Annotated in this window: 24 protein-coding genes, 1 other RNA gene and 1 pseudogene; 13 read left to right on the plus strand and 13 right to left on the minus strand. The window is 72.6% G+C overall.

Annotated features, from left to right (window positions below; genetic code table 11):
* Window positions 1-238 precede the first annotated feature (238 nt).
* Window positions 239-1,597, minus strand: a complete 1,359-nt coding sequence (locus tag FHS38_RS02765) for a hypothetical protein (RefSeq protein WP_184730241.1) — start codon at window positions 1,595-1,597, stop codon at window positions 239-241.
* Between the two features lie 270 nt (window positions 1,598-1,867).
* Between FHS38_RS02765 and FHS38_RS02770 the strand changes: the two genes are divergently transcribed.
* The 4 genes from FHS38_RS02770 to FHS38_RS02785 all read left to right on the plus strand — a co-directional run bounded on the left by FHS38_RS02770 (window position 1,868) and on the right by FHS38_RS02785 (window position 6,067).
* A complete protein-coding gene (locus FHS38_RS02770; RefSeq protein WP_184730243.1) occupies window positions 1,868-2,908 on the plus strand; it encodes an ABC transporter substrate-binding protein in 1,041 nt (346 codons plus the stop codon).
* A 345-nt stretch (window positions 2,909-3,253) separates the two neighbouring features.
* On the plus strand, window positions 3,254-4,099 hold the full coding sequence (locus FHS38_RS02775; protein ID WP_184730245.1) for a Nif3-like dinuclear metal center hexameric protein: 846 nt from the start codon (window positions 3,254-3,256) through the stop codon (window positions 4,097-4,099).
* A 13-nt stretch (window positions 4,100-4,112) separates the two neighbouring features.
* The gene (locus FHS38_RS35955) at window positions 4,113-4,856 is read left to right on the plus strand and encodes a zinc ribbon domain-containing protein (protein WP_184731100.1); all 744 of its coding nucleotides are present in this window, start codon (window positions 4,113-4,115) and stop codon (window positions 4,854-4,856) included.
* 5 nt (window positions 4,857-4,861) lie between these two features.
* Window positions 4,862-6,067 carry a bifunctional RNase H/acid phosphatase gene (locus FHS38_RS02785; RefSeq protein ID WP_184730247.1) on the plus strand — a complete coding sequence of 402 codons (1,206 nt, stop codon included), beginning with the start codon at window positions 4,862-4,864 and terminating at the stop codon, window positions 6,065-6,067.
* Window positions 6,068-6,173: 106 nt separating this feature from the next.
* Here the strand turns inward: FHS38_RS02785 and FHS38_RS35025 are convergent, their stop codons facing one another.
* Window positions 6,174-6,611 carry a hypothetical protein gene (locus FHS38_RS35025; RefSeq protein ID WP_229821870.1) on the minus strand — a complete coding sequence of 146 codons (438 nt, stop codon included), beginning with the start codon at window positions 6,609-6,611 and terminating at the stop codon, window positions 6,174-6,176.
* Between the two features lie 157 nt (window positions 6,612-6,768).
* Between FHS38_RS35025 and FHS38_RS36285 the strand changes: the two are divergent.
* Window positions 6,769-6,906: pseudogene (locus tag FHS38_RS36285) on the plus strand (GntR family transcriptional regulator); the annotation flags it as partial.
* Between the two features lie 30 nt (window positions 6,907-6,936).
* Here the strand turns inward: FHS38_RS36285 and eda are convergent.
* The gene (gene eda, locus FHS38_RS02795; RefSeq protein WP_184730249.1) at window positions 6,937-7,581 is read right to left on the minus strand and encodes a bifunctional 4-hydroxy-2-oxoglutarate aldolase/2-dehydro-3-deoxy-phosphogluconate aldolase; all 645 of its coding nucleotides are present in this window, start codon (window positions 7,579-7,581) and stop codon (window positions 6,937-6,939) included.
* Window positions 7,582-7,654: 73 nt separating this feature from the next.
* On the minus strand, window positions 7,655-8,464 hold the full coding sequence (gene yaaA, locus FHS38_RS02800) for a peroxide stress protein YaaA (protein ID WP_184730251.1): 810 nt from the start codon (window positions 8,462-8,464) through the stop codon (window positions 7,655-7,657).
* Window positions 8,465-8,599: 135 nt separating this feature from the next.
* Here yaaA and FHS38_RS02805 point away from each other — a divergent pair, with 135 nt between their 5' ends.
* Both FHS38_RS02805 and rnpB read left to right on the plus strand, forming a co-directional pair.
* A complete protein-coding gene (locus tag FHS38_RS02805) occupies window positions 8,600-10,072 on the plus strand; it encodes an RNB domain-containing ribonuclease (RefSeq protein WP_184730253.1) in 1,473 nt (490 codons plus the stop codon).
* A gap of 43 nt (window positions 10,073-10,115) precedes the next feature.
* Window positions 10,116-10,515, plus strand: an RNA gene (gene rnpB, locus FHS38_RS02810) — RNase P RNA component class A.
* A gap of 185 nt (window positions 10,516-10,700) precedes the next feature.
* Here rnpB and FHS38_RS02815 read toward each other — a convergent pair.
* The 3 genes from FHS38_RS02815 to FHS38_RS02825 form a co-directional block, all read right to left on the minus strand.
* The gene (locus FHS38_RS02815; protein WP_184730255.1) at window positions 10,701-11,213 is read right to left on the minus strand and encodes a hypothetical protein; all 513 of its coding nucleotides are present in this window, start codon (window positions 11,211-11,213) and stop codon (window positions 10,701-10,703) included.
* A 161-nt stretch (window positions 11,214-11,374) separates the two neighbouring features.
* The gene (locus FHS38_RS02820) at window positions 11,375-11,563 is read right to left on the minus strand and encodes a hypothetical protein (protein ID WP_184731196.1); all 189 of its coding nucleotides are present in this window, start codon (window positions 11,561-11,563) and stop codon (window positions 11,375-11,377) included.
* Window positions 11,560-11,733 carry a hypothetical protein gene (locus FHS38_RS02825; RefSeq protein WP_184730257.1) on the minus strand — a complete coding sequence of 58 codons (174 nt, stop codon included), beginning with the start codon at window positions 11,731-11,733 and terminating at the stop codon, window positions 11,560-11,562. The genes FHS38_RS02820 and FHS38_RS02825 overlap by 4 nt, the downstream gene beginning before the upstream one ends.
* Window positions 11,734-11,794: 61 nt before the next feature.
* On the opposite strand from FHS38_RS02825, the gene FHS38_RS02830 reads away from it, so the two are divergent.
* Both FHS38_RS02830 and FHS38_RS02835 read left to right on the plus strand, forming a co-directional pair.
* On the plus strand, window positions 11,795-11,950 hold the full coding sequence (locus FHS38_RS02830; RefSeq protein ID WP_184731198.1) for a hypothetical protein: 156 nt from the start codon (window positions 11,795-11,797) through the stop codon (window positions 11,948-11,950).
* 373 nt (window positions 11,951-12,323) lie between these two features.
* The gene (locus FHS38_RS02835; protein WP_184730259.1) at window positions 12,324-12,476 is read left to right on the plus strand and encodes a hypothetical protein; all 153 of its coding nucleotides are present in this window, start codon (window positions 12,324-12,326) and stop codon (window positions 12,474-12,476) included.
* A gap of 20 nt (window positions 12,477-12,496) precedes the next feature.
* Here the strand turns inward: FHS38_RS02835 and FHS38_RS02840 are convergent, their stop codons facing one another.
* The gene (locus FHS38_RS02840; RefSeq protein WP_184730261.1) at window positions 12,497-12,748 is read right to left on the minus strand and encodes an SCO4226 family nickel-binding protein; all 252 of its coding nucleotides are present in this window, start codon (window positions 12,746-12,748) and stop codon (window positions 12,497-12,499) included.
* A gap of 192 nt (window positions 12,749-12,940) precedes the next feature.
* Between FHS38_RS02840 and FHS38_RS02845 the strand changes: the two genes are divergently transcribed.
* Window positions 12,941-13,423, plus strand: coding sequence for a hypothetical protein (locus tag FHS38_RS02845; RefSeq protein ID WP_184730263.1), 483 nt, complete (start codon window positions 12,941-12,943; stop codon window positions 13,421-13,423).
* 23 nt (window positions 13,424-13,446) lie between these two features.
* On the opposite strand, the gene FHS38_RS02850 is transcribed toward FHS38_RS02845, so the two are convergent.
* The 3 genes from FHS38_RS02850 to FHS38_RS02860 all read right to left on the minus strand — a co-directional run bounded on the left by FHS38_RS02850 (window position 13,447) and on the right by FHS38_RS02860 (window position 15,673).
* Window positions 13,447-13,845: a hypothetical protein gene (locus FHS38_RS02850; protein ID WP_184730265.1), complete on the minus strand. Its 399-nt coding sequence runs from the start codon at window positions 13,843-13,845 to the stop codon at window positions 13,447-13,449.
* Between the two features lie 104 nt (window positions 13,846-13,949).
* Entirely contained in the window at window positions 13,950-14,555 is a 606-nt protein-coding gene (locus FHS38_RS02855) for a hypothetical protein (RefSeq protein ID WP_184730267.1), read from the minus strand.
* Between the two features lie 215 nt (window positions 14,556-14,770).
* Window positions 14,771-15,673: a PhzF family phenazine biosynthesis isomerase gene (locus FHS38_RS02860; protein ID WP_184730269.1), complete on the minus strand. Its 903-nt coding sequence runs from the start codon at window positions 15,671-15,673 to the stop codon at window positions 14,771-14,773.
* 111 nt (window positions 15,674-15,784) lie between these two features.
* Between FHS38_RS02860 and FHS38_RS02865 the strand changes: the two genes are divergently transcribed.
* From FHS38_RS02865 to FHS38_RS02875, 3 genes are all read left to right on the plus strand, one after another.
* Entirely contained in the window at window positions 15,785-17,272 is a 1,488-nt protein-coding gene (locus FHS38_RS02865; protein ID WP_184730271.1) for an alkaline phosphatase D family protein, read from the plus strand.
* Between the two features lie 78 nt (window positions 17,273-17,350).
* Window positions 17,351-18,619: a multidrug effflux MFS transporter gene (locus tag FHS38_RS02870; protein WP_184730273.1), complete on the plus strand. Its 1,269-nt coding sequence runs from the start codon at window positions 17,351-17,353 to the stop codon at window positions 18,617-18,619.
* 230 nt (window positions 18,620-18,849) lie between these two features.
* Window positions 18,850-19,866 (plus strand): small ribosomal subunit Rsm22 family protein, encoded by a 1,017-nt coding sequence (locus tag FHS38_RS02875; RefSeq protein ID WP_184730275.1) that lies wholly within the window; start codon window positions 18,850-18,852, stop codon window positions 19,864-19,866.
* A 284-nt stretch (window positions 19,867-20,150) separates the two neighbouring features.
* Here the strand turns inward: FHS38_RS02875 and ddaH are convergent, their stop codons facing one another.
* The gene (gene ddaH / locus FHS38_RS02880) at window positions 20,151-20,990 is read right to left on the minus strand and encodes a dimethylargininase (RefSeq protein ID WP_373301749.1); all 840 of its coding nucleotides are present in this window, start codon (window positions 20,988-20,990) and stop codon (window positions 20,151-20,153) included.
* 115 nt (window positions 20,991-21,105) lie between these two features.
* Complete coding sequence (locus tag FHS38_RS02885; RefSeq protein ID WP_184730277.1) at window positions 21,106-21,288, minus strand: DUF6243 family protein; 183 nt, start codon at window positions 21,286-21,288, stop codon at window positions 21,106-21,108.
* Window positions 21,289-21,360: the final 72 nt, after the last annotated feature.

A 21,360-nucleotide genomic window follows, 5' to 3' on the forward strand; every position in this document is an offset into this window, starting at 1 on the left:
CACGCTTCTCACGTGCGACCGTTCGGTTCACCGTCGGTGCCCGGCCGGTACAGCCGCACAGCCCCCGCCCGATTCTAACGGGGACCTTGATCACGGAGCCACCCGGTTCGCCGGTGTGTTCGCATCTTCGCGGCGCCGGAACCGGGCGGAAACGGGCGTACACAGACGGGCGCCCGGCAACGCGATCGAGCGCGGTGCCGGGCGTCGTGGGCCCGTGGGGTCCGCCGGGACGGAGCCGCTAAGGGGTTCGGCCCAGGGGGGCTTGCTGGAGCGGGACCGGCCGGGGGGCGGCGCCCGGGTCCGGCTCCGGGAACCCGGTGCAGCCTTCCGTGAGCGTCGGCTGCACCGCCTGCCAGAGCGTCGGCGGTGCCGTGTGCGGCGCGGGCCGCGGTGCCGCCCCCGCAGCTGCCGCCCAGGCCGTGGGAGGTGCGGACTCGTCCTGCCCGTCCGGCTCGGCGGGCGCGGTCGGCTCCGCCGGCACCGCGGCCTCCGGCGGGACGCAGACCGGCCCCTGCGGTGGGCCGCCCGGCTCCTTCTCCTCGTCCTCCTCGCGGGGGCCCCGCTTGCCGTCCGCGCCCGGCAGCCGAAGCCGCGCCAGCCCGCAGGGCACGTACGGCGTGACGTACGGCAGCCGTAGCTCGCCGTCGGCGGTCCACAGGCCCGCGCCCGCCAGCCACCCCACCGGCGCCGGGAACTGCTGCACCCGCCGCCCCGACGGCCGCCACACCCCCACCCAGCTGCCCGCCGCCCCGTCGATCCGGAGCGCCACCGCGCACCCCTCGGGCATCAGCACCTGCCCCGGCTGCGCGGCGAACGGCGTCACCGCCGCGTCGGACATCCGCAGGCACTCCGGGAAGCGCACCGGCCGCGCCGAGCCGAGCACCCCCCACCCGAGCCGGTCCTGCCCGGGCGCGTCGGACCGTACGAGCAGCAGACCGCTGTCCGGGTCGGCCAGCAGCAGCCGGTCGTTGCTCTCCTCGGTGATCTGCAGCAGCGGGCTCGTCTCGCCGCCCCGGCCCAGGTCGACCACCACGGCCTTGGTGCGCCCGTCCAGCTCGCGGTCGAGGGCGAGCATCCGGCCCGTGCGGTCGAGCCAGGCGCCGCCCGTGCAGTGGCCGGGCAGTTCGGTCACCCGCTCGGGCCCGAAGGCGCCGCCGTGCACCCGCCACAGGGTGGTCGACCGCTCGCCGTGCACGAGGGCGAAGGCGGACGAGCCGTCGGGCGCGGGGGGCAGCAGGGACAGCCGGGGGCACTCGATCGCGCCGAGCGGCAGCTCGCCGGTGCCGGGCCCGGTGGGATAGAGCAGAGAGAGCGCGTACCGCTCGGCGACCCGGCGGCGGATCAGCACCCGGCCGTCGGAGAGCGGCAGCACCTCGCTGTCGGGCTCCTCGGGCTGGCTGCCGGGCAGCGGGACCGCGTAGGGCTCCGGGCCGCCGAGCGTCCAGCGCTCCGGAAACCAGCCACCGGTGCCACGGCCGAGAGCCAGCCGCGCGGCGTACGAACCGTCCGCCGTGACCGTGAACGGGGTGCGGCCGCGGTCCTTCGGTGGGCCGGATGGGGTGCTCGGTGGAGCGCTCTGGGGGACACAGACCGTCATGAAAAACGTCACCTCCGGCACTGAACGTAGTTATCGCACTACGTCCTGAACCTTGAGAGTGAGGCCGCTTCACGCGTAAGGGTGGTGTTCGCCCGAATTGCCTGAGGGGGTGGGGGTGGATGTGCTCCTCGCTGGGCGTCTGTTTAAAGTAAGGCGAACCTAAGTGGCCGCGGGAGTGGCCGAGCAGGCTCCCTTGACCACCCTGCCGCCCGGTGCGATTTCGCCTACCGGCCGGCCGGTCACCCTGATCCCCCCAACCAGGAGCACCAGATGTCCCTCCGCCGCCGCGGCACCGCCGCCGTCGCCCTTTCCGTCGCCGCCGCGCTCTCGCTCGCGGCCTGTGGTTCCTCCGACGGGAAGGACGGCGAGGCGGGCAAGGACGGGGGCAACGGCTCCAAGTCCGTCGCGCAGGGCGGCAAGGACTTCGGCAAGGCGGCCGAGCAGACCGCGAAGATGGGCACGGACGCCAAGCCCGGCCAGTTCCCGCGCACGGTCACCCACGCGCTCGGCAAGACCGAGATCAAGGAGATGCCCAAGCGCGTCGTCGTCCTGGACGTCGGCGAGCTGGACAACGTCGTCTCCCTCGGCATCAAGCCGGTCGGCTGGGCGCCGAGCGAGGGCAGCCAGGAGATCCCCGAGTACCTGAAGAAGGACGTCGGCGACCCCAAGAGCGTCGGCACCATCAGCAACCTCAACCTCGAGGCCATCAACGAGCTCAAGCCCGACCTGATCCTCGGCAGCAAGCTGCGCGCGGAGAAGAACTACAAGGACCTCTCGAAGATCGCCCCGACGGTGTTCTCCGTCCGCCCCGGCTTCACGTGGAAGGAGAACTACCTCCTCAACGCGGCCGCCCTGGACAAGACCGCCGACGCCAAGAAGCAGCTCGACGCCTACGGGGCCAAGGCCAGGAAGCTCGGCGAGGACATCGGCGACAAGAAGCCGACGATCACCATGCTCCGCTACCTGCCGCAGTTCACGCGCCTGTACGCCCAGCAGTCCTTCATCGGCACGATCCTCAAGGACGCGGGCCTGCCCCGGCCGAAGAACCAGCAGGCCGACAAGCTCGCGGAAGAGATCAGCCCCGAGAACATCGACCAGGCCGACGCCGACTGGATCTTCACCGGCGTCTACGGCGACCCGGACAAGACCAAGCGCGACAGCGCCCAGGACAACCCGCTCTGGAAGAACCTCAAGGCGGTCAAGGACGGCCGCGCCAAGGACGTCCAGGACGAGACCTGGTACCTCGGCCTCGGCGTCACGGCCGCCAACAGTGTCCTCGACGACCTGCGCGGATACCTGGTGAAGAAGTAGGGAGTAGGGGTCCGCTTGTCGCGGGCTGCTTGCCGCGGGCTGTGAACGATCCGACCGGGGGTCGGCCGTTCGGGCCTCTGTCCCGGAGGGAGCCCGGATCCGCCGCGCGGGCGTTGCCCGGCCAGCCCGGTCCGGCCTCCCCCGGGCGTCCCCCGGGCCGACCAGCCCGGCCGTGGCTGGATTCTCGGCACCCCGCCCAGGGGATTCGTGGCCCCGCCGCCGAGGCGGCTGGCGGCCCGGGCGGCTGCCCGACTTCCCCGGCGGAGCCCGGACCGGCCGGGGTCGGATTCTCGGCACCCCGCCCAGGGGAACCGTGGGGGCACGAGGGACAGGTAGCCTTTCCCCGTGCCCGTACTGTCTGAAGTCATCGCCGCCCTCGACGCCCTCTGGCCCCCGGAGCGGGCCGAGCAGTGGGACGCCGTCGGTACGGTCTGCGGCGACCCCGACGCCCCCGTCGGCCGGGTCCTGTTCGCCGTCGACCCCGTCCAGGAAGTCGTCGACGAGGCCGTGGAGCTGGGCGCGGACCTGCTCGTCACCCACCACCCGCTGTATCTGCGCGGGACGACGACGGTCGCGGCCTCCACCTTCAAGGGCCGCGTCGTGCACACCCTCATCAAGAACGACATCGCCCTCCACGTCGCGCACACCAACGCCGACCGCGCCGACCCCGGTGTCTCCGACGCCCTCGCCGGCGCCCTCGACCTGCGCGTCACCGGCCCCCTCGTGCCCGACCCGAGCGACTCCGCGGGCCGCCGCGGCCTCGGCCGGATCTGCGAGGTCGAGCCCCCGCTGACCCTCGCCGAGTTCGCCGCCCGCGCCGCCGAGCGGCTGCCCGCCACCGCGCAGGGCATCCGCGTCGCGGGCGACCCGGAGCGGATCATCCGTACCGTCGCCGTCTGCGGCGGCTCCGGCGACTCCCTCTTCGACGAGGTGCGGGCCGCGGGCGTCGACGCCTACGTCACCGCCGACCTGCGCCACCACCCCGCGTCCGAGGCCCAGCACCACAGCCCGCTCGCACTCGTGGACGCCGCGCACTGGGCCACCGAATGGCCCTGGATCGAGCAGGCCGCCGCCCAGCTCGACGAGATCTCCGACCGCCACGGCTGGGGGCTGCGCACCCATATCTCCCGTACGGTCACCGACCCCTGGACCGCCCACGCGGCGTCGTCCGCTTCCTCTTCCCACCACTAATCAGGAGCTTCCACTGAACGCCGCGCCCGCCGACCAGATCCGTCTTCTCGACCTCCAGACCCTGGACACCCGCCTCGCGCAGCTCGCCCACAAGCGCAAGAGCCTGCCCGAGCACGCCGAGATCCAGAGCCTCGAAGGCGATCTCACGCAGCACCGCGACCTCCTCGTCGCCGCGCAGACCGAGGAGAGCGACACCACCCGCGAGCAGACCAAGGCCGAGCAGGACGTGGACCAGGTGCGCCAGCGCGCCGCCCGCGACCAGCAGCGCCTGGACTCCGGCGCCGGCATCTCCCCGAAGGACCTGGAGAACCTCCAGCGCGAGATCGCCTCGCTCGCCAAGCGCCAGGGCGACCTGGAGGACGTCGTCCTCGAGGTCATGGAGCGCCGCGAGTCCGCGCAGGAGCGCGTCACCGAGCTGACCGGCCGCGTCGAGTCCGTGCAGGCCAAGGTCAACGACGCCGTCGCCCGCCGCGATGCCGCCTTCGCCGAGATCGACGCCGAGGCCGCCTCGGTCACCAAGGAGCGCGAGATCGTCGCCGGCTCCATCCCGGCCGACCTGATCAAGCTCTACGACAAGATCCGCAACAAGGAGGGTGGCGTCGGTGCCGCCCGCCTCAACCAGCGCCGCTGCGAGGGCTGCCGCCTGGAGCTCGACATCACCGGGCTCAACGAGGTGCGGGCCGCGGCCCCGGATGAGGTCGTCCGGTGCGAGAACTGCACCCGCATCCTCGTCCGCACCCGCGAGTCGGGCCTGTAAGCCCCATGGCGAATCGCTTCATCGTCGAGGCGGACGGCGGTTCCCGGGGCAACCCGGGCCCCGCCGGGTACGGTGCCGTCGTCCTGGACCCGGTGACCGGTGAGGCCCTCGCCGAGGCCGCCGAGTACATCGGCACGGCCACCAACAACGTCGCCGAGTACAAGGGCCTCATCGCCGGCCTCAAGGCGGCGAAGGCCCTCGACCCGGAGGCCACCGTCCAGGTCCGGATGGACTCCAAGCTCGTCGTGGAGCAGATGTCCGGCCGCTGGAAGATCAAGCACCCGGACATGAAGCCGCTGGCCGCCGAGGCCCGGAGCATCCTCCCGGCCGGCCAGGTCACGTACCAGTGGATCCCGCGCGAGCAGAACAAGCACGCGGACCGGCTCGCGAACGAGGCCATGGACGCGGGCAAGGCCGGCAAGCGCTGGGAGCCCGGGGCCTCGGCCGCGGGTCTCCACACGCGGATGACGCCGGAGCCGGCCGTCCCGGCGCCCGCCACCCCGTCCTTCGAGGACGCCTCCGGCACGGCGGCGCTCGCCGAGCCGAAGGCCGTGCCCGTCGGGTGGGCCGCCCCGGCCGACCTGGGAGCGCCGACGACGTTCGTCCTGCTGCGGCACGGCGAGACGGCACTGACGCCCCAGAAGCGCTTCTCCGGCAGCGGCGGCAGCGACCCCGAACTCTCGCCCGCCGGGCGCCGCCAGGCCGAGCAGGCCGCGGCCGCCCTCGCCGCGCGGGGCACCGTCCAGGCCGTCGTGTCGTCGCCGGTGCGCCGCTGCCGGGAGACCGCGGCGGTCGTGGCCGCGCGCCTCGGGCTCGAGGTCCGGATAGACGAGGGGCTGCGCGAGGCCGACTTCGGCGCCTGGGAGGGACTGACCTTCGCCGAGGTCCGCGAGCGCCACCCCGACGACCTCGACGCCTGGCTCGCCTCCTCCAAGGCCGCGCCGACGGGCGGCGGCGAGAGCTTCGCCGCGGTCGCCCGCCGCGTCGCGCTCTCGCGGGACAAGCTCATCGCGCGTTACGCGGGCCGGACGGTCCTTCTGGTCACCCATGTGACGCCGGTCAAGACCCTGGTACGGCTGGCGCTCGGGGCCCCGCCGGAGTCGCTGTTCCGCATGGAACTCTCCGCGGCCTCCCTGTCCGCCGTGGCCTACTACGCCGACGGCAACGCCTCGCTCCGGCTGCTGAACGACACGTCCCACCTGCGCCAGTGACACGACGAACCACCTGCGCCCGGTGACATGACGAGCCATCTGCGCCTCGTGACGTGACGAAGGGCCCCTGCCACACGGCGGGGGCCCTTCGTCGTACCCGCCCGGCCTACTCCGCGCACAGCCCGATGGCGTGGTCCAGCAGGGCGAGCGCCTCCAGGCGCTGCCGTTCACGGTCCTCGATGTCCTGGGCGCTCTCCCCGGTGGCGGCGACCCGCGGGCAGTCCGGGCACTGCCACCGGTCCGGAGCACCGAGGGGCGGTGGCCGCATGGCGATGCGGCAGTGGGGGCACTCCACGATCACTCCTTCCACGTGGCCGCACGACGCGCAGACCCAGACCGGGCCCTCGGCGTCCTGCTGCCGCCACGCGGTGCGGTGGCACTGCGGGCAGCCGGTCGTGACGATCCCGGCCCGGCTCATGACCGGCGGTTCCGGGGTGGTGTCGGCGTACTCGATGATCCGTGCCCGGACCCTGTCGTCGGTCGTGTTGGCCATCCGGAGCAGGTGGGCGACTCGCGAGCGTGCTTCGTCAACGAAATCGTTCATGGCAGCGGCAGGCTATGACAGCCGGCCGGGCCCCCGGCGCCGGTCCCCGGCCGATCACCCACCGGCCGGGGGCGCGTTCACCGGATGGAGTGGCGGGCGTTCCCCGTGCCTTCCCCCGGGCGGTGTCAGGGGCGCCGCGACACCGGGCCGCCAGCGGCTGGGCTCCGCCCGTGCCGACGACGCCAAGCAGCTCGACCGGCTGCCCGGCTCGCCCGTCCTCCTCGTCACCACCCGCTACGGCCCGGTGTCACGGGCGCCGCGTCACCGGGCCGTCAGCCGTGCAACGTCGGCAGCCGTGCAACGCCGTCAGCAGTGCAACACGCCGTCAGCCGCGCAACGCCGACGCCTCGCGGGCGAGTTCCTCGATCCGCGCCCAGTCCCGGTCGCGGAGGGCGTCGGCGGGCAGCATCCATGTCCCCCCGACACAGCCGACGTTGGGCAGCGCCAGATACGCGGGCGCCGAGCCGGGCCCGATGCCGCCCGTGGGGCAGAAGCGGGCCGTGGGCAGCGGCGCGGACAGCGACCGGAGGTAGGGCACACCGCCGGCGGCCTCGGCGGGGAAGAACTTCATCTCGCGCACGCCCCGCTCCAGCAGCGTCAGGACTTCCGAGGCCGTCGACACCCCCGGCAGGAACGGCACCCCCGCCGCGCGCATCGCCTCCAGCAGCCGGTCCGTCCAGCCGGGGCTCACCAGGAACCGTGCCCCCGCCCCGACCGCCGCGCTCACCTGGCCGGGCGTGAGGACCGTGCCGGCGCCCACCACGGCGCCCGGCACCTCCGCCGCCACGGCCCGTATCGCGTCGAGAGCGGCGGCCGTGCGCAGGGTCACCTCGATCGCGGGCAGACCACCGGCGACGAGGGCGCGGGCGAGGGGGACCGCGTCCGCCGCGTCGTGGAGGACGACGACGGGGACGACGGGCGCGAGATCGAGGACGGACACGGGCGAGGCGGGTGCGGCGGCGCGGGTCACGCAGGCATCCTCACCCTGCCTGCCACACACCGCAACAGTCGTTGCACAGTGCGCAACGGGATGGGTGCTGTGCCTACAGCTCGGTGACCACGACGTCCAGCGCCCAGGGCTTTCCGCCCTTGGCCGGAGCCTCGCCCTCCACCGCGTAACCCAGGTCCCGCAGCGCCGCGGCCAGCTCTCCCGGCCCGTCCGGCTCGACGCCGGCCGTCAGCAGGTCCCGTACGAGCCGTCCCTTGGTGGCCTTGTTGAAGTGGCTCACGACGGACCGCTTCTCGACCCCGTTCACGACCTTCGACTGGAGCACCCGCACGGTCGCCGTCCGCTCGGCGACGTCACCGGCCGGCTTCCACGCGGACGCGTACGCCGCGGACCTGAGATCCAGCACCAGCCCCTCGCCCGCCGACTCGGGCAGGGCCCGCGCCATCGGCCCGCGCCAGTACGCGCCGAGCGCGCCGAGCCCCGGCAGCTTCACCCCCATCGAGCAGCGGTAGGAGGGGATCGCGTCCCCGATCCGCACCGCTCCCCACAGCCCGGAGAACACCAGCAGCGACCGCTCCGCCCGCCGCCGGGCCGCCGGGTCCAAGGTGGCCAGGCCCAGCGCGTCGTACAGCACGCCCGTGTAGATCTCCCCGGCGGGCCGGGTGCCGGCGCCCGGCAGCGCGGCGTTCTTGGCGATCTCGCCCCGCAGCCCCGGGCTCAGCCCGAGGACCTCCGCGGCCTTCTCCTCGTCGCCCGCGCACAGCTCCACGAGCTCCGCCAGCACGGCTCCGCGCGCCTCGGTCAGCCCCGGCAGGGACAGCGAACCGAGCTCCAGCGGGGCACCGCCGGAACCGCCCTCGACGGGCGCGGCCTTCCCCTCGGACGGCGGCAACAGCACGAGCACGGTCGTTTCTCCTTCAGTACGTACGCCCGCACGGCCCCGTGGGCGACGCGGAACGGGCAAGGGGCCCCGTCGAGCCTAACGCCGCCCGCCACGTTCACCGTGCCGCGTGCCCGTACCCCGCCTACGCTCGGTGCCATGCCCCGTCGCCACATACATGTGACGGATACGGACGGCGCCCCCCTGCGCGCCGCGCTGCGCGAGCTGCGCGCGAAGTCGGACGTACCCGCCGAGTTCCCCGACGCTGCCCTCAGCGAGGCGGAGCAGGCCGCGCGGCGACCCCGCCTTCCCGCGCACGACGCCACGGACATCCCCCTGTTCACCATCGACCCGCCCGACTCGATGGACCTCGACCAGGCCATGTTCCTGGCCCGCCGCGACGCCGGGGGCTTCCGGGTGTACTACGCGATCGCCGACGTCGGCGCGTTCGTCACCCCCGGCCGGGCCCTCGACGCCGAGGCGCACCGCCGGGTGACGACCCTCTACTACCCCGACGAGCGGATCCCCCTCCACCCCGACATCCTCGGCGAGGGCGCCGCCAGCCTCCTCCCCGACCACACCCGCCCCGCCCTGCTCTGGCAGCTCGACCTCGACACGGACGGCCGTGTCGTAGGGGCCGACGTCCGCCGGTCCCTCGTCCGCAGCAGGGCCAAGCTCGACTACGAGGGCGTCCAGCGGGCGATCGACTCCGGCACGGCCGAGGAACCGCTGTCGTTGCTGCGCGAGATCGGCATGCGCCGGGAGGAGCTGGAGCGGACGCGCGGCGGCATCTCGCTCAACGTCCCCGAGCAGGAAGTCGTCCCGCGCGGCGACCGCTACCGGCTCGAATACCGCGTCCCGCTGCCCGCCGACGGCTGGAACGCCCAGATCTCCCTCATGACCGGCATGGCCGCCGCCGAGCTGATGCTCACCGCGGGCACCGGCATCCTCCGCACCCTGCCGCCCGCCCCCCAGACCGCCGTCGAGCGGCTGCGCCGCGTGGCCCGCTCGCTCGGGGTGAACTGGCCCGACGGCATGCCGTACGCCGTCGTCCTCCGGGCCCTGGACCCCAAGCACACCCAGCACGCGGCGTTCCTCCAGGAATGCACCTCCCTCCTGCGCGGCGCCGGCTACACGGTCTTCGACCGCGACCGCCCCACCGAACGCCCCCTCCCCGTCAGCCCCGGCGCCTCCTTCCACGCCGCCCTCGCCGCCCCGTACGCCCACTGCACCGCCCCGCTGCGCCGCCTCGTGGACCGCTACACCGGCGAACTGTGCCTGGCGGCCGCCGCGGGCACGGACGCGCCGGAGTGGGTCCGTGCCGCGCTGGACGCCCTCCCGCAGGAGATGGAGTCCGGCGCCCGCCGCGCCGCCCAGGCCGAACGGGACTGCGTGGACCTGGTCGAGGCGGCGCTGCTGCGCGACCGGATCGGCGAGGTCTTCGACGCGTACGTCGTCGACGTCCGCGAGGACCGCCCGACCGCCGGCACGGTGCACCTGTACGAACCGGCCGTCGTCGGCCACGTCGAGGGCGACGGCGACGGCCCCCCGCTGCCACTGGGCCACCGGCTGCGGGTCCGGCTGATCGAGGCGGCCCCGGGCCGGGAGAAGGTCTGGTTCGCCCCGGCGTGACGGGGACGTCGCCCCTGCCGGGTAGCATGGTCGACACGGCGGACGAGCCGGCCGGGCGGCCGCGTGGGATCTTCGGATCCCCCGAGGAACGTCCGGGCTCCATACGGCAGGGTGGTGGGTAACGCCCACCCGGGGTGACCCGCGGGACAGTGCCACAGAAAACAGACCGCCGGAGGCCGCGAGGCTTCCGGTAAGGGTGAAACGGTGGTGTAAGAGACCACCAGCGACCGAGGTGACTCGGACGGCTAGGTAAACCCCACCCGGAGCAAGGTCAAGAGGGTCGTCGCAAGACGGCCTGCGCGGACGATCGAGGGCTGCCAGCCCGAGTCCGCGGGTAGACCGCACGAGCCTGTCGGCAACGGCAGGCCTAGATGGATGGCCGCCTCCCCGCGGGCCGCGAGGCCCTCGGGAGACAGAACCCGGCGTACAGGCCGACTCGTCCGCCGGCCATCTGAAGCGAGGGCCTCTGACCTGTGTTTATGCAGGTCAGGGGTCCTTTCGCTATCCCACGCGGCTGTAGCCGGTTGTTGACTCTTCGTGTCTATCGCGGGGTGCTTCCGAGTGCTGTGTGGCGATTGTGTGGCGGCGAGAGAGGCTCCGAACCGGCGCCGGGACCACTACTGGCGGGCTAATTGGGGACGTCGAAATTGCCCTGACCAAAGCCCAGCTGGGCCCCTTCCCGAGGGGCCTCCTGGGGGACCTGAGGGGCGAACTCCTGCGGCGCAAACCCCTGTGGGGCAAACTGCTGCTGGATGGGCTCGTTGATCACAACGAACTCCGGCTGGGGAGGCTTGCTCGTACGGACCAGTCCATCGATCACGTCGAGGTCGCCGTTGAGGGCACCGTTCTTGATGCTCTTGGGCAGCTTGCCGTGGCCTCCACCTCCCCCGAACGGAATGGCCGCGAACGGAAGGAAGCCGCCGAAGCCGCCGAGACCACCGAGACCGCCCACGTTGTCATCGTTGAAGCTCGCCTGGTTCATTCCGTTCTGCCCGTTGGTGCTCTTGTCACCGGTGTTCCAGAAGACGCTGGAGTCGTCGTTCAAACCGACCCCGGCCTGGGCGGGCGCCGCAACGCCTCCAATGAGGGCCGCTGCGAGGACCGTGCCGACCGTCAGATGTGACTTCCTGAAGATGCTCATGGGCGGTCAAACGATGGTGGGCGGCACAGGTCACCCCCGGAGGTGCCGAGCCTCAGGCGACCGACGGTGAGGGCTCCTGTGCGCGCACCGGGGAGAGAGCGGTGACCCGCGCTCGGTCGGCAAGGGGCACGGCGGCAGTTGACGGAATCGGGGTGCCGCGGTCACTGCCAGAAGAGTTCTTCGATCACGATTTGCGGGTCTGCGGTGCGTCGGATGAAGACGAAGCGGGCCCATCCGCGACCGCTGTCGAAGGTGAGGACGTGGGGGCCTCGGCGGCGGGTGGACCTGGCGGGTTCGACCGGGATGTGGTCGATCTGCCACGGCGGGCCCATGAACCCGTCATCGGTCACTGGCCGGGTTCCGTATGTCCGGCCTCCCGCCGCAGATGCGCGGCCTGTTCGAGAAGGGCGTGGGCCTCTGCGGTGTCGTCGGCTTCGGCGGCGCGGTCCTCGAGGTCGGACACCCGGGTGTCCAGCCGGGGATCCCGGGCGAGGGCGTACTCGGTCCACCAGCGGGCCATGAACGCCGGGACCGGTGTGAGGTCGCGGGAGCACCGGATGCGACGTGGTTAGCATGGCGGGATGAGCGACGACACGTCCGATGACGCTTCCTGCGGCCAGTCACCGACCTCGCGGCCCGGAAAACCCGCATCGCTGCGTACGCTCCGGCGCGCGACCCGGTGGGAGACGTTCGCCGTTCTCGTCGTGCTGCTCGTCCTCGCCTTCGCCTTCGCCTAGCCGTACGGCCCAGGAGGGCCGCCGCGCTCCGTGGACGCTTCCGGTGCGCCGCCGTGGGTTCCGCCGGGAGCGGTCACCGAGGTCCTCGATCGGCCCGAGCCCAACCCCTTTCCGTCACCCGGAACTCGGCGCTAGGCTGCCGCCGTCATCAGGAGTCCGGGCCCGGCGTCCCGGACGGGCCGGGGGATACCGGCCGTTCCTGTGGTGGGGGTACCCGAGGAGGGGACGCCCGCCGTCCGTTCTGCGTGCTGGCCGCGCGCCACCTGAGTTCTGAACGTCGGCAGAGCCTCAGCTGAGATCACACGTCTGTACGTGGTGGTCGAGCTGAGGACAGCCCCGGTTCGGCCGCCTTCGTGGGAAGGTCGTCGAACCGATGGACGCAGCCGTCGTCTGGATTCTCGCCGCAGCAGCCGTTCCGGGCTGCGCTCTCTTCGCCCTCAAGGGGTTACTCGATCAGCTCCCGGACCTCTTCCGGGCCTGGCACAAGGCCCGGCAGGCCTGGCACGGTGACGATCCGCGGCCGTGACGGTAAGGGATCGGGGCCGGTCAGGAGACCTCCAGCGGTACCTCGTGGATCTCCTCGACCGGGTGGCCGGCCCGCGCGTGGACGCGCTTGACCGCGTCCGCCGAGGGGGCGTCGGACAGGCAGTAGACCGTTCCCGACTTCGGGTCGGCCCACGCGTGTTGGAAGCGCACCCCTTCGTCGCCCTGGATCGCCGTGTCCGCCCGGTGCGCGGCGGAGAGCTGGTCGGGCGTGATGCCCTTCATGCCGTGGTGGACATCCATGTACTTGCTCATGTCCCGGCACCTCCGGTGTCGTCTGTCGTCACCCCGGTGGGGAGCCCGGGGAGCCCTCCTCCTTCCATCGTCCGCTCGCGGCGGCTCCGGCGCGACCCCGTGGCTCGTTCTCGTCCGATCCGGTTGCCATGATCACAACGTGGGGACATGATCACGTGCCGTAGCGGCAACTTCACCGAAAGGGAGAGAAACGTGTCAGTTCGTACCGCGTTCCGTGCCACGGCGATAGTCATGGCCACCGCGGCCCTCGGCCTCGGTCTGGCGTCGGGTGCGCAGGCCGGGACGGCCGTCGCTCCGGACGCCCGGGACAGCGCCGCTGTGGCCCCCGCCGCCGATCACCCCTTCGAGGCGATGGAGCTGGACGGGCTGAAGGTCAAGCGGCTCACGATGTGGCCCGCGGGGCACCCCGTGTCCTTCTGGGCGCTGGTCCTCGACGACAAGCGTGCCGGTGAGGAGTACTCGGGCGGGAAGTTCTTCGTCTACGCCCCGGCCACCAAGGAGTTCGGGTGGTTCCTCAACATGGACATCGTCCGGCGCACCGTCTCCCACCCCGGTCAGGTGGTGATCGTCGACAGTGAGTTCCTGAGGTCGCACCCCCGGGTGGAGGTCCGTTACGGCAACCCGGACCGTCCCGAGCAGGCACGTTTCGTCGCCTCCGCCACCACCTGGATGTAGCGGGGGCGCCCCGCGGGATCAGGTCAGCGGACCGTGACCGTGAACTCCGGGGACGTGGCGCCGCCGCCCGTGATGCGCAGGGCGTTCTTGCCCTTGATGCCGAGCTTGACGCGCATCGAGTACGCGGAGTTCTTGTTGATCGTCACGCTCGCGGGGAGCGAGACCCACTTGGCGCCCTGCTTCTGCTGAAGGGTGACTCTCGTGCCGGTCTTGATGCCGGTCGCCTTGCCGCTGACGCGGAACTCCTGCCACGCGGCCACCGTGCCGGTGCTCGGCTGCGCCGTCAGCGCGGGCGTCGGGGCGGGGGCCTTGGTGACGGACGCGGTGGGGGCCGGGGCGGCCGCCGTGGCGGTGGCCGCGGCTCCCGCGACGAGGGCGGCGGCGAGGGCCGCGGTGGTGGTCAGGCGGTATGCACGGTTCATGTCGTGTTCCTCCCTGGTGGGCCGTTTAGGGCCTGCACTGAGGAACACGTGGAAAGCGGGGCGTTGGTTGCGTTACCCATCGAATTTTCGTGCGGCCGTCCGAACTAGGCGAACGTGAAGTTCGAGTGGTTCGTCGCCAACTGCCGGCCGTCCGAGCCGTACGCCGTCACCTGGAGCTGCCAGCGCACGGCGGGGTTGGTGACGAGGAACGTGGGGTGCCAGTTCGTGCTGTCCCACTGGAAAACGGGGGACGGGATGGTGCTGACACCGCTCATCACTTGCTTGGTCACGTCGTTGTAGACGTACCACCGCAGGTAGCCCGTCCGGCCCTTGAGTCCGTTGAACACCGCGTTGACCTGCACCTTGGTGACGGCCGACGTGACCGGACCCAGGGCGCGGACGTCGGCGATCCGTGCCGAGACCCGCACCGAGGCCGAGGGCGACGGGCTGTCCGGCGGCGACACACGGACCGTGGGCGACGACGGCGGGCGCGTGGAGGCGACCGGGGGCGTCGTGCGCGGTCGTGGCGTCGGGGTGTCGTCGTCCTTGGGGTCGGGCGGGTCGTCGTCCTTCGAGGGCGACGGATCCTCGACGGGTGTGGTCGCCGGTGGCGGCGTGGGCGGGTCCGAGCCGCCGCCCCCGGCGAAGGGTCCCGCCTTCACGAACACCGGGATCACCGCCGCCACGACCAGCGCCAGCCCCGCGGTCACCCAGTACTTCCAGACGTGCGTCCAGAAAGGACTGCCGGGTGGTGAAGGGGGAGGGTCACCGTCCGAGCTCACACCGCTCACCCCCCAAGGTGTCGCCCCTCGTCTGTCAGGACGCTACACCGGGAACCGGCCGTTCAGGCAGGAGTGTGCATGCCGCCGGAGGCGCACGACGGAAGCCGTGCGCCGGGCCTGATCGGCGTGCACCGCAAGGCGGTTCAGACGATCCGGGTGGCCGTTCCGCTGACCCTGACCCGGGGGTCGCCCGCGCGCAGCCCGACCTCCAGCAGACCCGGCCGGCCGAGGTCCTCGCCCTGGTGCAGGGTCAACACCGCGTCCGCGCCGACCAGTCCGTACTCCCGCAGGTACGCGCCGAACGCCGCGGCCGCGGCACCCGTCGCCGGGTCCTCGACGACCCCGCCGACCGGGAACGGGTCGCGGACGTGGAAGACGCTCTCCGACTCCCGCCACACGAGCTGCACCGTCGTCAGGTCGAGGGAGCGCATCAGGGTGCCGAGCCGGTCGAAGTCGTAGTCGAGATCGGCCAGTCGCTCGCGGGTCGCGGCGGCCAGCACGAGGTGGCGGTTGCCCGCGAAGGCGATGCGTACGGGGAAGCCGGGGTCGAGGTCGGCGGCGGGCCAGGCCAGTGCCGCCAGGGCCTCGGCCACCGCCTCCGGCGCCACCTCCTCGGTGTGCGGCTCGACGCTGGTGAGGGTGGCGCGCAGCGTGCCGCCGCTCTCGGTCACGGTGACCGGGACCGTACCGACCGGGGTCGCGAAGACGAAGTCCCCCGCGCCGAGCCGCTCGGCGAGCGCCACGGCCGTCGCGACGGTGGCGTGTCCGCAGAACGGGACCTCCGCCAGCGGGCTGAAGAACCGCATCGTGAACGCCCGTCCGCTCTCCCCGAGTCCCTCGGGCGGTGCGGTCAGGAACGCCGTCTCGCTGTACCCGACCCGGGCGGCGATCGCGAGCAGCGCCGCGTCGTCGAGTCCCGTGGCGTCCGGCACGATGCCGGCCGGGTTGCCCCCGGCCGGGTCGTCGGAGAAGGCCGTGTAGCGCAGCACCTCGACGCCGTTTCCCGCGTCCGGAGTGCCGTTGCCCGAAGGGCTGTTCGTCGTCATGGCCGCTCCAACCACCCGCGCCCCGCCCGCATTCCCGCACCACCCCGCGTCCCACGGGTATTCCGCGCCGGGCGTCTTCCCAGTCGCCCCAGCCGCGCGCACATTGAGAGCATGACCCCCCAGAGCAGCACCGAGAATCCGTTCACGCTGGGCGTGGCCTCCGGTGATCCGCTGCCGGACTCCGTCGTGCTGTGGACCCGACTCGCCCCCTGCCCGCACGAGCCGGGCAACGGGCTGCCGCGCGAGGGCGCGATCCCCGTCGACTGGGAACTCGCCCGCGACGAACACTTCCGCCGCGTCGTACGGTGCGGCACCGCCCAGGCCCGCGCGGAGGACAGCCACACCCTCCACGTCGACCCGCGCGGCCTCGACCCCGACAGCGTCTACTGGTACCGCTTCCGCACCGGCCCGTGGATCAGCCCCGCCGGCCGCACCCGCACCGCCCCCGAACCCCACGCCACCGTCGCCTCCATGCGCTTCGGCATGCTCTCCTGCCAGCAGTACGACGAGGGCTACTACACCGCGCTGCGCCACCTCGCCGACGAGGACCTGGACGCCGTCTTCTTCCTCGGCGACTACATCTACGAGAACGCCATCGACGCACAGGCGGGCGTCCGCAACTACACCGACCAGCCCCTCCCCGACTTCTACAACCACTGGCTGATCGACCTCGACGACTTCCGGCAGCGGTACGCCCTCGGCAAGACCGACCCCGACCTCCAGGCCGCGCACGCCGCCCACCCCTGGTACGTCACCTGGGACGACCACGAGGTCGAGAACAACTACGCGGGCGACATCTCGCAGGGCAACCTCCCGCCTGAGCAGTTCCGTGCCCGGCGCGCCGCCGCCTACCGCGCCTACTGGGAGAACATGCCGCTGCGCAGGGCACAGCGGCCCTCGGGCGCCGATCTGCGGCTCCACCGCCGGTTCCAGTACGGGCGGCTGGCGCAGTTCGACATCCTCGACACCCGCCAGTACCGCTCCGACCAGGCCTACGGCGACGGCTGGAAGTACCCGGGCCCCGAATCCGAGAACCCCGCCCGCACCCTCACCGGTGCCGAGCAGGAGCGCTGGCTCCTCGACGGCTGGCGCGAGTCCACCGCCACCTGGAACGTGGTCGCCCAGCAGGTGGTCTTCTCGCAGCGCAAGAACACCACCGCCGCCCGCTCGAAGGTCTCCATGGACGCCTGGGACGGCTACCCGGCCTCCCGCGCCCGCGTCCTCGCGGGCGTCGAGCAGGCGGGCATCGAGAACCTCGTCGTCCTCACCGGCGACGTCCACGTCAACTACGCCATGGACATCAAGAAGGACTTCAACGCCCCCGACTCGCGCACCCTGGGCGTCGAACTGGTCGGCACCTCGGTCTCCAGCGGCTTCGACGGCGACGACAGGCCCGACGACTGGTCCGGCATGCTCGCCGCCAACCCGCACATGAAGTTCTACAACGGCCGCCGCGGCTATGTGATCGTCACCCTCGACGCCGAGCGGCTGCGCGCCGACTTCCGCACGGTCTCCGGAGTCGTCGTACCCGGCGCGCCCGTCACCACGGCCGCGTCCTTCGTCTCCCCGGCCGGAGCCCCGGGATTCCGGCCCGCCTGACCCCTACCGGTCCGTAAGGGCCGGGAGCCGTCTTCGCCCATGACAATATGTACTTTCAATCAAAACCATGGAGCGAGCATGACGGACCCCGGCCCCCGTACCGCCGAGCCCGCGACGGACGAGGAACGGATACCCGCCGACCGTCGTACGAGCCTGCTCGTCACGCTCGTCCTCGGCGGGCTCTCCGCCCTTCCGCCGCTCTCCATGGACATGTACCTCCCGGCCCTGCCGGAGGTCACCGACTCCCTGCGCAGCCCCGCCGCGACCGTTCAGCTGACCCTCACCGCCTGCCTCATGGGCATGGCGCTCGGACAGCTCGTCGTGGGCCCCATGAGCGACAAGTGGGGCCGCCGCCGCCCGCTGCTCGCCGGCATGGTGATCTACGTCCTCGCCACCGCGGTCTGCGCCTTCGCCCCCACCGCCGAGCTGCTCATCGCCTTCCGGCTGATCCAGGGCCTCGCCGGCGCGGCCGGCATCGTCATCGCGCGCGCCGTCGTCCGCGACCTGTACGACGGCGTGGCCATGGCCCGCTTCTTCTCCACCCTCATGCTCATCTCCGGCGTCGCCCCGGTCATCGCGCCCCTCATCGGCGGCCAGGTGCTGCGGCTGACCGACTGGCGGGGCGTCTTCGTCGTCCTCACCGTCATCGGGATCCTCCTGACCCTCGTCGTCTGGCGCTGTCTGGACGAGACCCTGCCGCCCGGGCGGCGGCAGACCGGAGGCCTCGGCGGGGCCCTGCGCGCCATGCGCGGCCTGCTGGCCGACCGCGTCTTCACCGGCTACATGCTCGCGGGCGGCTTCGCCTTCGCCGCGCTCTTCGCCTACATCTCCGCGTCGCCCTTCGTCGTCCAGGACATCTACGGCGCCTCCCCGCAGACCTTCAGCCTGCTCTTCGGCGTCAACTCCATCGGCCTCGTCCTCGTCGGCCAGATCAACGGCAAGGTGCTGGTCGGCCGGGTCAGCCTCGACAAGGCCCTCGCCGCCGGGCTCGCCGTCGTCGTCCTGGCCTCCGTCGCCCTGCTGCTGATGACCGCGGGCGTCTTCGGCAAGGCCGGTCTGCTGCCGATCGCCACCGGCCTCTTCGTGCTGATGTCCGCGATGGGCCTCACCCTGCCCAACACCAACGCCCAGGCGCTGATGCGCTCCCGCGACGCCGCGGGGTCCGCCTCCGCGCTGCTCGGCACGTCGACGTTCCTGCTCGGCGCGATCGCCTCACCGCTCGTGGGCATCGCGGGCTCGCACACGGCTGTGCCGATGGCTGTGGTCCAGGTGGTGTGTGCGCTTGCGGCGGTGGGCTGTTTCCTGGGGTTGTGCAGGCCCTTCGCCCGGGGGGCGGCCGGCCGGTAACGGTTGCTTTGCCGTTTCGCCTGCGGCGGGCTGGTGGGGGTTTGGGCCTTCGCCCCGCGCGTCGCCGTTTCCCGCCTTCAGCGGGTGGGTGGGGTTTGGGCCGTCGGCCCTTGTGCGGGCCCGGCCGGAGGTCGGGCCCGTGGGCCTGCGGCGCCTCCGCCCCTGGGGGGAAGGATCGGGCGCGCGGCACGCTGACGCAGCCGTTCGGTCGGCGGCATAGAATTCCTCAAATGCACGCCCCCGAATACGCGCCGACCGGCGAGAACCTGCGCGCCGCGCTCGCCGACCTCCTCGACGGGCTGCCGCCCAAGCAGGCGGCACAGGCGGTCGAGCGGCTCATCGCCAATTACCGGGGGCGCACCCCTACCGACGCCCCCGTCCTGCGGGACCGCTCCGACGTCGTCGCGTACGCCGCCTACCGCATGCCCGCGACCTTCGAGGCCGTGCGGTCCGCGCTGGAGGCGTTCCGCGACCGGCTGCCCGAGTGGGAACCCGCCTCGCACGTCGACGTCGGCGGCGGTACGGGCGCGGCGAGCTGGGCGGTGGCGGCCGCCTGGCCGTCGGGGGAGCGGCGGACCACCGTCCTGGACTGGGCCGAACCCGCCCTCCAGCTCGGCGCCGAGCTGGCCCGCGGCGCGTCCTCCACGGCCCTGCGCGCCGCGCACTGGCGCCGCCAGGCCATCGGTGGCGGGCTCGCGATCCCGGACGACACCGACCTGGTCACCGTCTCGTACGTCCTGGGCGAGCTGACCGAGACCGACCGGAACGCGGTGGTCGACGAGGCGGCTCGCGCCGCGCGGACCGTCGTCCTCATCGAGCCCGGCACCCCTGACGGCTACCTCCGCATCCGGCAGGCGCGCGACCGCCTGATCGCGGCCGGGTTCCAGATCGTCGCGCCGTGCCCGCACAGCGCGGAGTGCCCGATCGAGGTCGGCGCGGACTGGTGCCACTTCTCGGCCCGGGTGAGCCGTTCCTCGCTGCACCGGCAGGTCAAGGGCGGCTCGCTGCCGTACGAGGACGAGAAGTTCTCCTACGTCGCCGCGGTGCGCGGCCTCGACGTCCCGGCCGCGCCCGCACGGGTCGTCCGCAAGCCGCAGATCCGCAAGGGCCAGGTCCTCCTCGACCTCTGCACCCCTTCGGACGCCCTCACCCGGGAAACGGTGACCAAGCGCCACGGCCCCCTCTACCGAGCGGCCCGTGACACGGACTGGGGCGACGAATGGCCCCCGAAGGACGCCGACGACTGACCGGCAGCAACTGTTGCCCCTCCCCCCCCCAGGGGCGGAGACCCACCCGCTCACTGACGTGAGGGCTCGGGACGCGCAGGTGGGTCGCGGGGCGTAAAGCGAAGCAGCCCCGCGACCCACCGGAGCGACACGGGCCCGCCCCCCACCGAACGCCCGGTGGCGCGACGGCCCGAACCCCCACCAGCCCGCCGCAGGCGAAACGGCGGAGGCCCGAACCCCCACCAGCCCGCCGCAGGCGAAACGGCGGAGGCCCGAGCCTCACCAGCCCGCCGTCAGGCGAACCGTCAAGCCGAGCGCAGCTCAAGCGTGCAGCACTTCACGCTTCCGCCCCCCTTGAGCAGTTCCCCCAGGTCCATCCCGATCGGTTCGTACCCCCGCTCCCGCAGTGGTGCGAACAGTCCCACCGCCGCCTGCGGCAGCAGGACATGGCGGCCGTCGGACACGGCGTTGAGTCCCAGCGCCGACGCGTCCTCCTCCGTGGCGATCAGCGCGTCGGGGAACAGTCGCTCCAGCACGGCCCGGCTGCCGGGGGAGAACGCGCCCGGGTAGTACATGACGTCGTCCCCGTCGAGCACGGACAGTGCCGTGTCGAGGTGGTAGTAGCGGGGGTCGACGAGGTCGAGCCCGATGACGGGCCGGCCGAAGAACTCCTGGGCCTCCGGGTGGGACAGCGGGCTGCTGCGGAAGCCGCGCCCGGCCAGCAGCCAGGAGGCGGTGACCGCGAAGTCGCCCTCGCCCTCGTTGATGTGCTCCGGCTCGCGCACGTCCCGGTAGCCGTTCGCGCGGAACCACTCCGTGTGGACGGCCGCTTCGGCGGCCCGCTCGGGGTGCGCGAACCGGGCGCCGAGCACCCGGCCGTCGACGACCGTGGCGCCGTTGGCGGCGAAGACCATGTCGGGCAGGTCCGGGCGGGGCCGCAGCTCCGCGACGGTGTGGCCCAGAGCGCGGTAGCGGTCGCGCAGGTCCTCCCACTGCGCGAGGGCGAGCGGCAGGTCGACCGGCTTGTCCGGGTCCATCCAGGGGTTGATCGAGTACGTGACCCTGAAGTGCGTCGGGGGGCACATCACGTAGTGGCGCGGGGTGGCTGCACGAGCGGCACGAACGGCACGAGCGGCTGTACGCAAGGAGCGCTCCTCACAGGGGCGTTGGGCACGTACGGAGGTAGCCGTACGTGCCCAAATCGTCCACGTTCACCGCCCACCGCGCATGAACCGTACGGGTGGTTTAGTGGTGGCTCGTTCACGCTCCCGTGGTTCCGGTTCGGTCTTCCCGCAACTTGCGCAACAGCTCCCGCTTCTGCGCGTTCGCATCCGCGCCGCCCCCGGCCCGGCTGCCACGGCCGCCGCCGCGGAGCGCCTTGCGGGAGAGGTTGCTGCGCGTACCGCCGACTCCGAGCATTCCGCCCGCATTGCCCCGGCTCATGGGGGTCTCCTCTCACTGGAGTAAGCGAGACGGTTCGTCTCGCGATGACTCCACTTTGGGCGAGACGGTTCG

The organism is Streptomyces netropsis (assembly GCF_014203545.1).
In the GTDB taxonomy this organism is placed as follows: domain Bacteria; phylum Actinomycetota; class Actinomycetes; order Streptomycetales; family Streptomycetaceae; genus Streptomyces; species Streptomyces netropsis.

What these genes read in the sequence shown, in the direction of transcription:
- FHS38_RS02865 (WP_184730271.1), top strand. Translation starts at nt 15,785, where the DNA reads ATGACCCCCCAGAGCAGCACCGAGAATCCGTTCACGCTGGGCGTGGCC.
- FHS38_RS02835 (WP_184730259.1), top strand. Translation starts at nt 12,324, where the DNA reads ATGGACGCAGCCGTCGTCTGGATTCTCGCCGCAGCAGCCGTTCCGGGC.
- FHS38_RS02805 (WP_184730253.1), top strand. Translation starts at nt 8,600, where the DNA reads ATGCCCCGTCGCCACATACATGTGACGGATACGGACGGCGCCCCCCTG.
- FHS38_RS02830 (WP_184731198.1), top strand. Translation starts at nt 11,795, where the DNA reads ATGAGCGACGACACGTCCGATGACGCTTCCTGCGGCCAGTCACCGACC.
- FHS38_RS02770 (WP_184730243.1), top strand. Translation starts at nt 1,868, where the DNA reads ATGTCCCTCCGCCGCCGCGGCACCGCCGCCGTCGCCCTTTCCGTCGCC.
- FHS38_RS02850 (WP_184730265.1), bottom strand. Translation starts at nt 13,845, where the DNA reads ATGAACCGTGCATACCGCCTGACCACCACCGCGGCCCTCGCCGCCGCC.
- FHS38_RS02815 (WP_184730255.1), bottom strand. Translation starts at nt 11,213, where the DNA reads ATGAGCATCTTCAGGAAGTCACATCTGACGGTCGGCACGGTCCTCGCA.
- FHS38_RS02875 (WP_184730275.1), top strand. Translation starts at nt 18,850, where the DNA reads ATGCACGCCCCCGAATACGCGCCGACCGGCGAGAACCTGCGCGCCGCG.
- FHS38_RS02840 (WP_184730261.1), bottom strand. Translation starts at nt 12,748, where the DNA reads ATGAGCAAGTACATGGATGTCCACCACGGCATGAAGGGCATCACGCCC.
- FHS38_RS02860 (WP_184730269.1), bottom strand. Translation starts at nt 15,673, where the DNA reads ATGACGACGAACAGCCCTTCGGGCAACGGCACTCCGGACGCGGGAAAC.
- FHS38_RS02765 (WP_184730241.1), bottom strand. Translation starts at nt 1,597, where the DNA reads ATGACGGTCTGTGTCCCCCAGAGCGCTCCACCGAGCACCCCATCCGGC.
- FHS38_RS02870 (WP_184730273.1), top strand. Translation starts at nt 17,351, where the DNA reads ATGACGGACCCCGGCCCCCGTACCGCCGAGCCCGCGACGGACGAGGAA.
- FHS38_RS02785 (WP_184730247.1), top strand. Translation starts at nt 4,862, where the DNA reads ATGGCGAATCGCTTCATCGTCGAGGCGGACGGCGGTTCCCGGGGCAAC.
- FHS38_RS02885 (WP_184730277.1), bottom strand. Translation starts at nt 21,288, where the DNA reads ATGAGCCGGGGCAATGCGGGCGGAATGCTCGGAGTCGGCGGTACGCGC.
- FHS38_RS35025 (WP_229821870.1), bottom strand. Translation starts at nt 6,611, where the DNA reads ATGAACGATTTCGTTGACGAAGCACGCTCGCGAGTCGCCCACCTGCTC.
- FHS38_RS02825 (WP_184730257.1), bottom strand. Translation starts at nt 11,733, where the DNA reads ATGGCCCGCTGGTGGACCGAGTACGCCCTCGCCCGGGATCCCCGGCTG.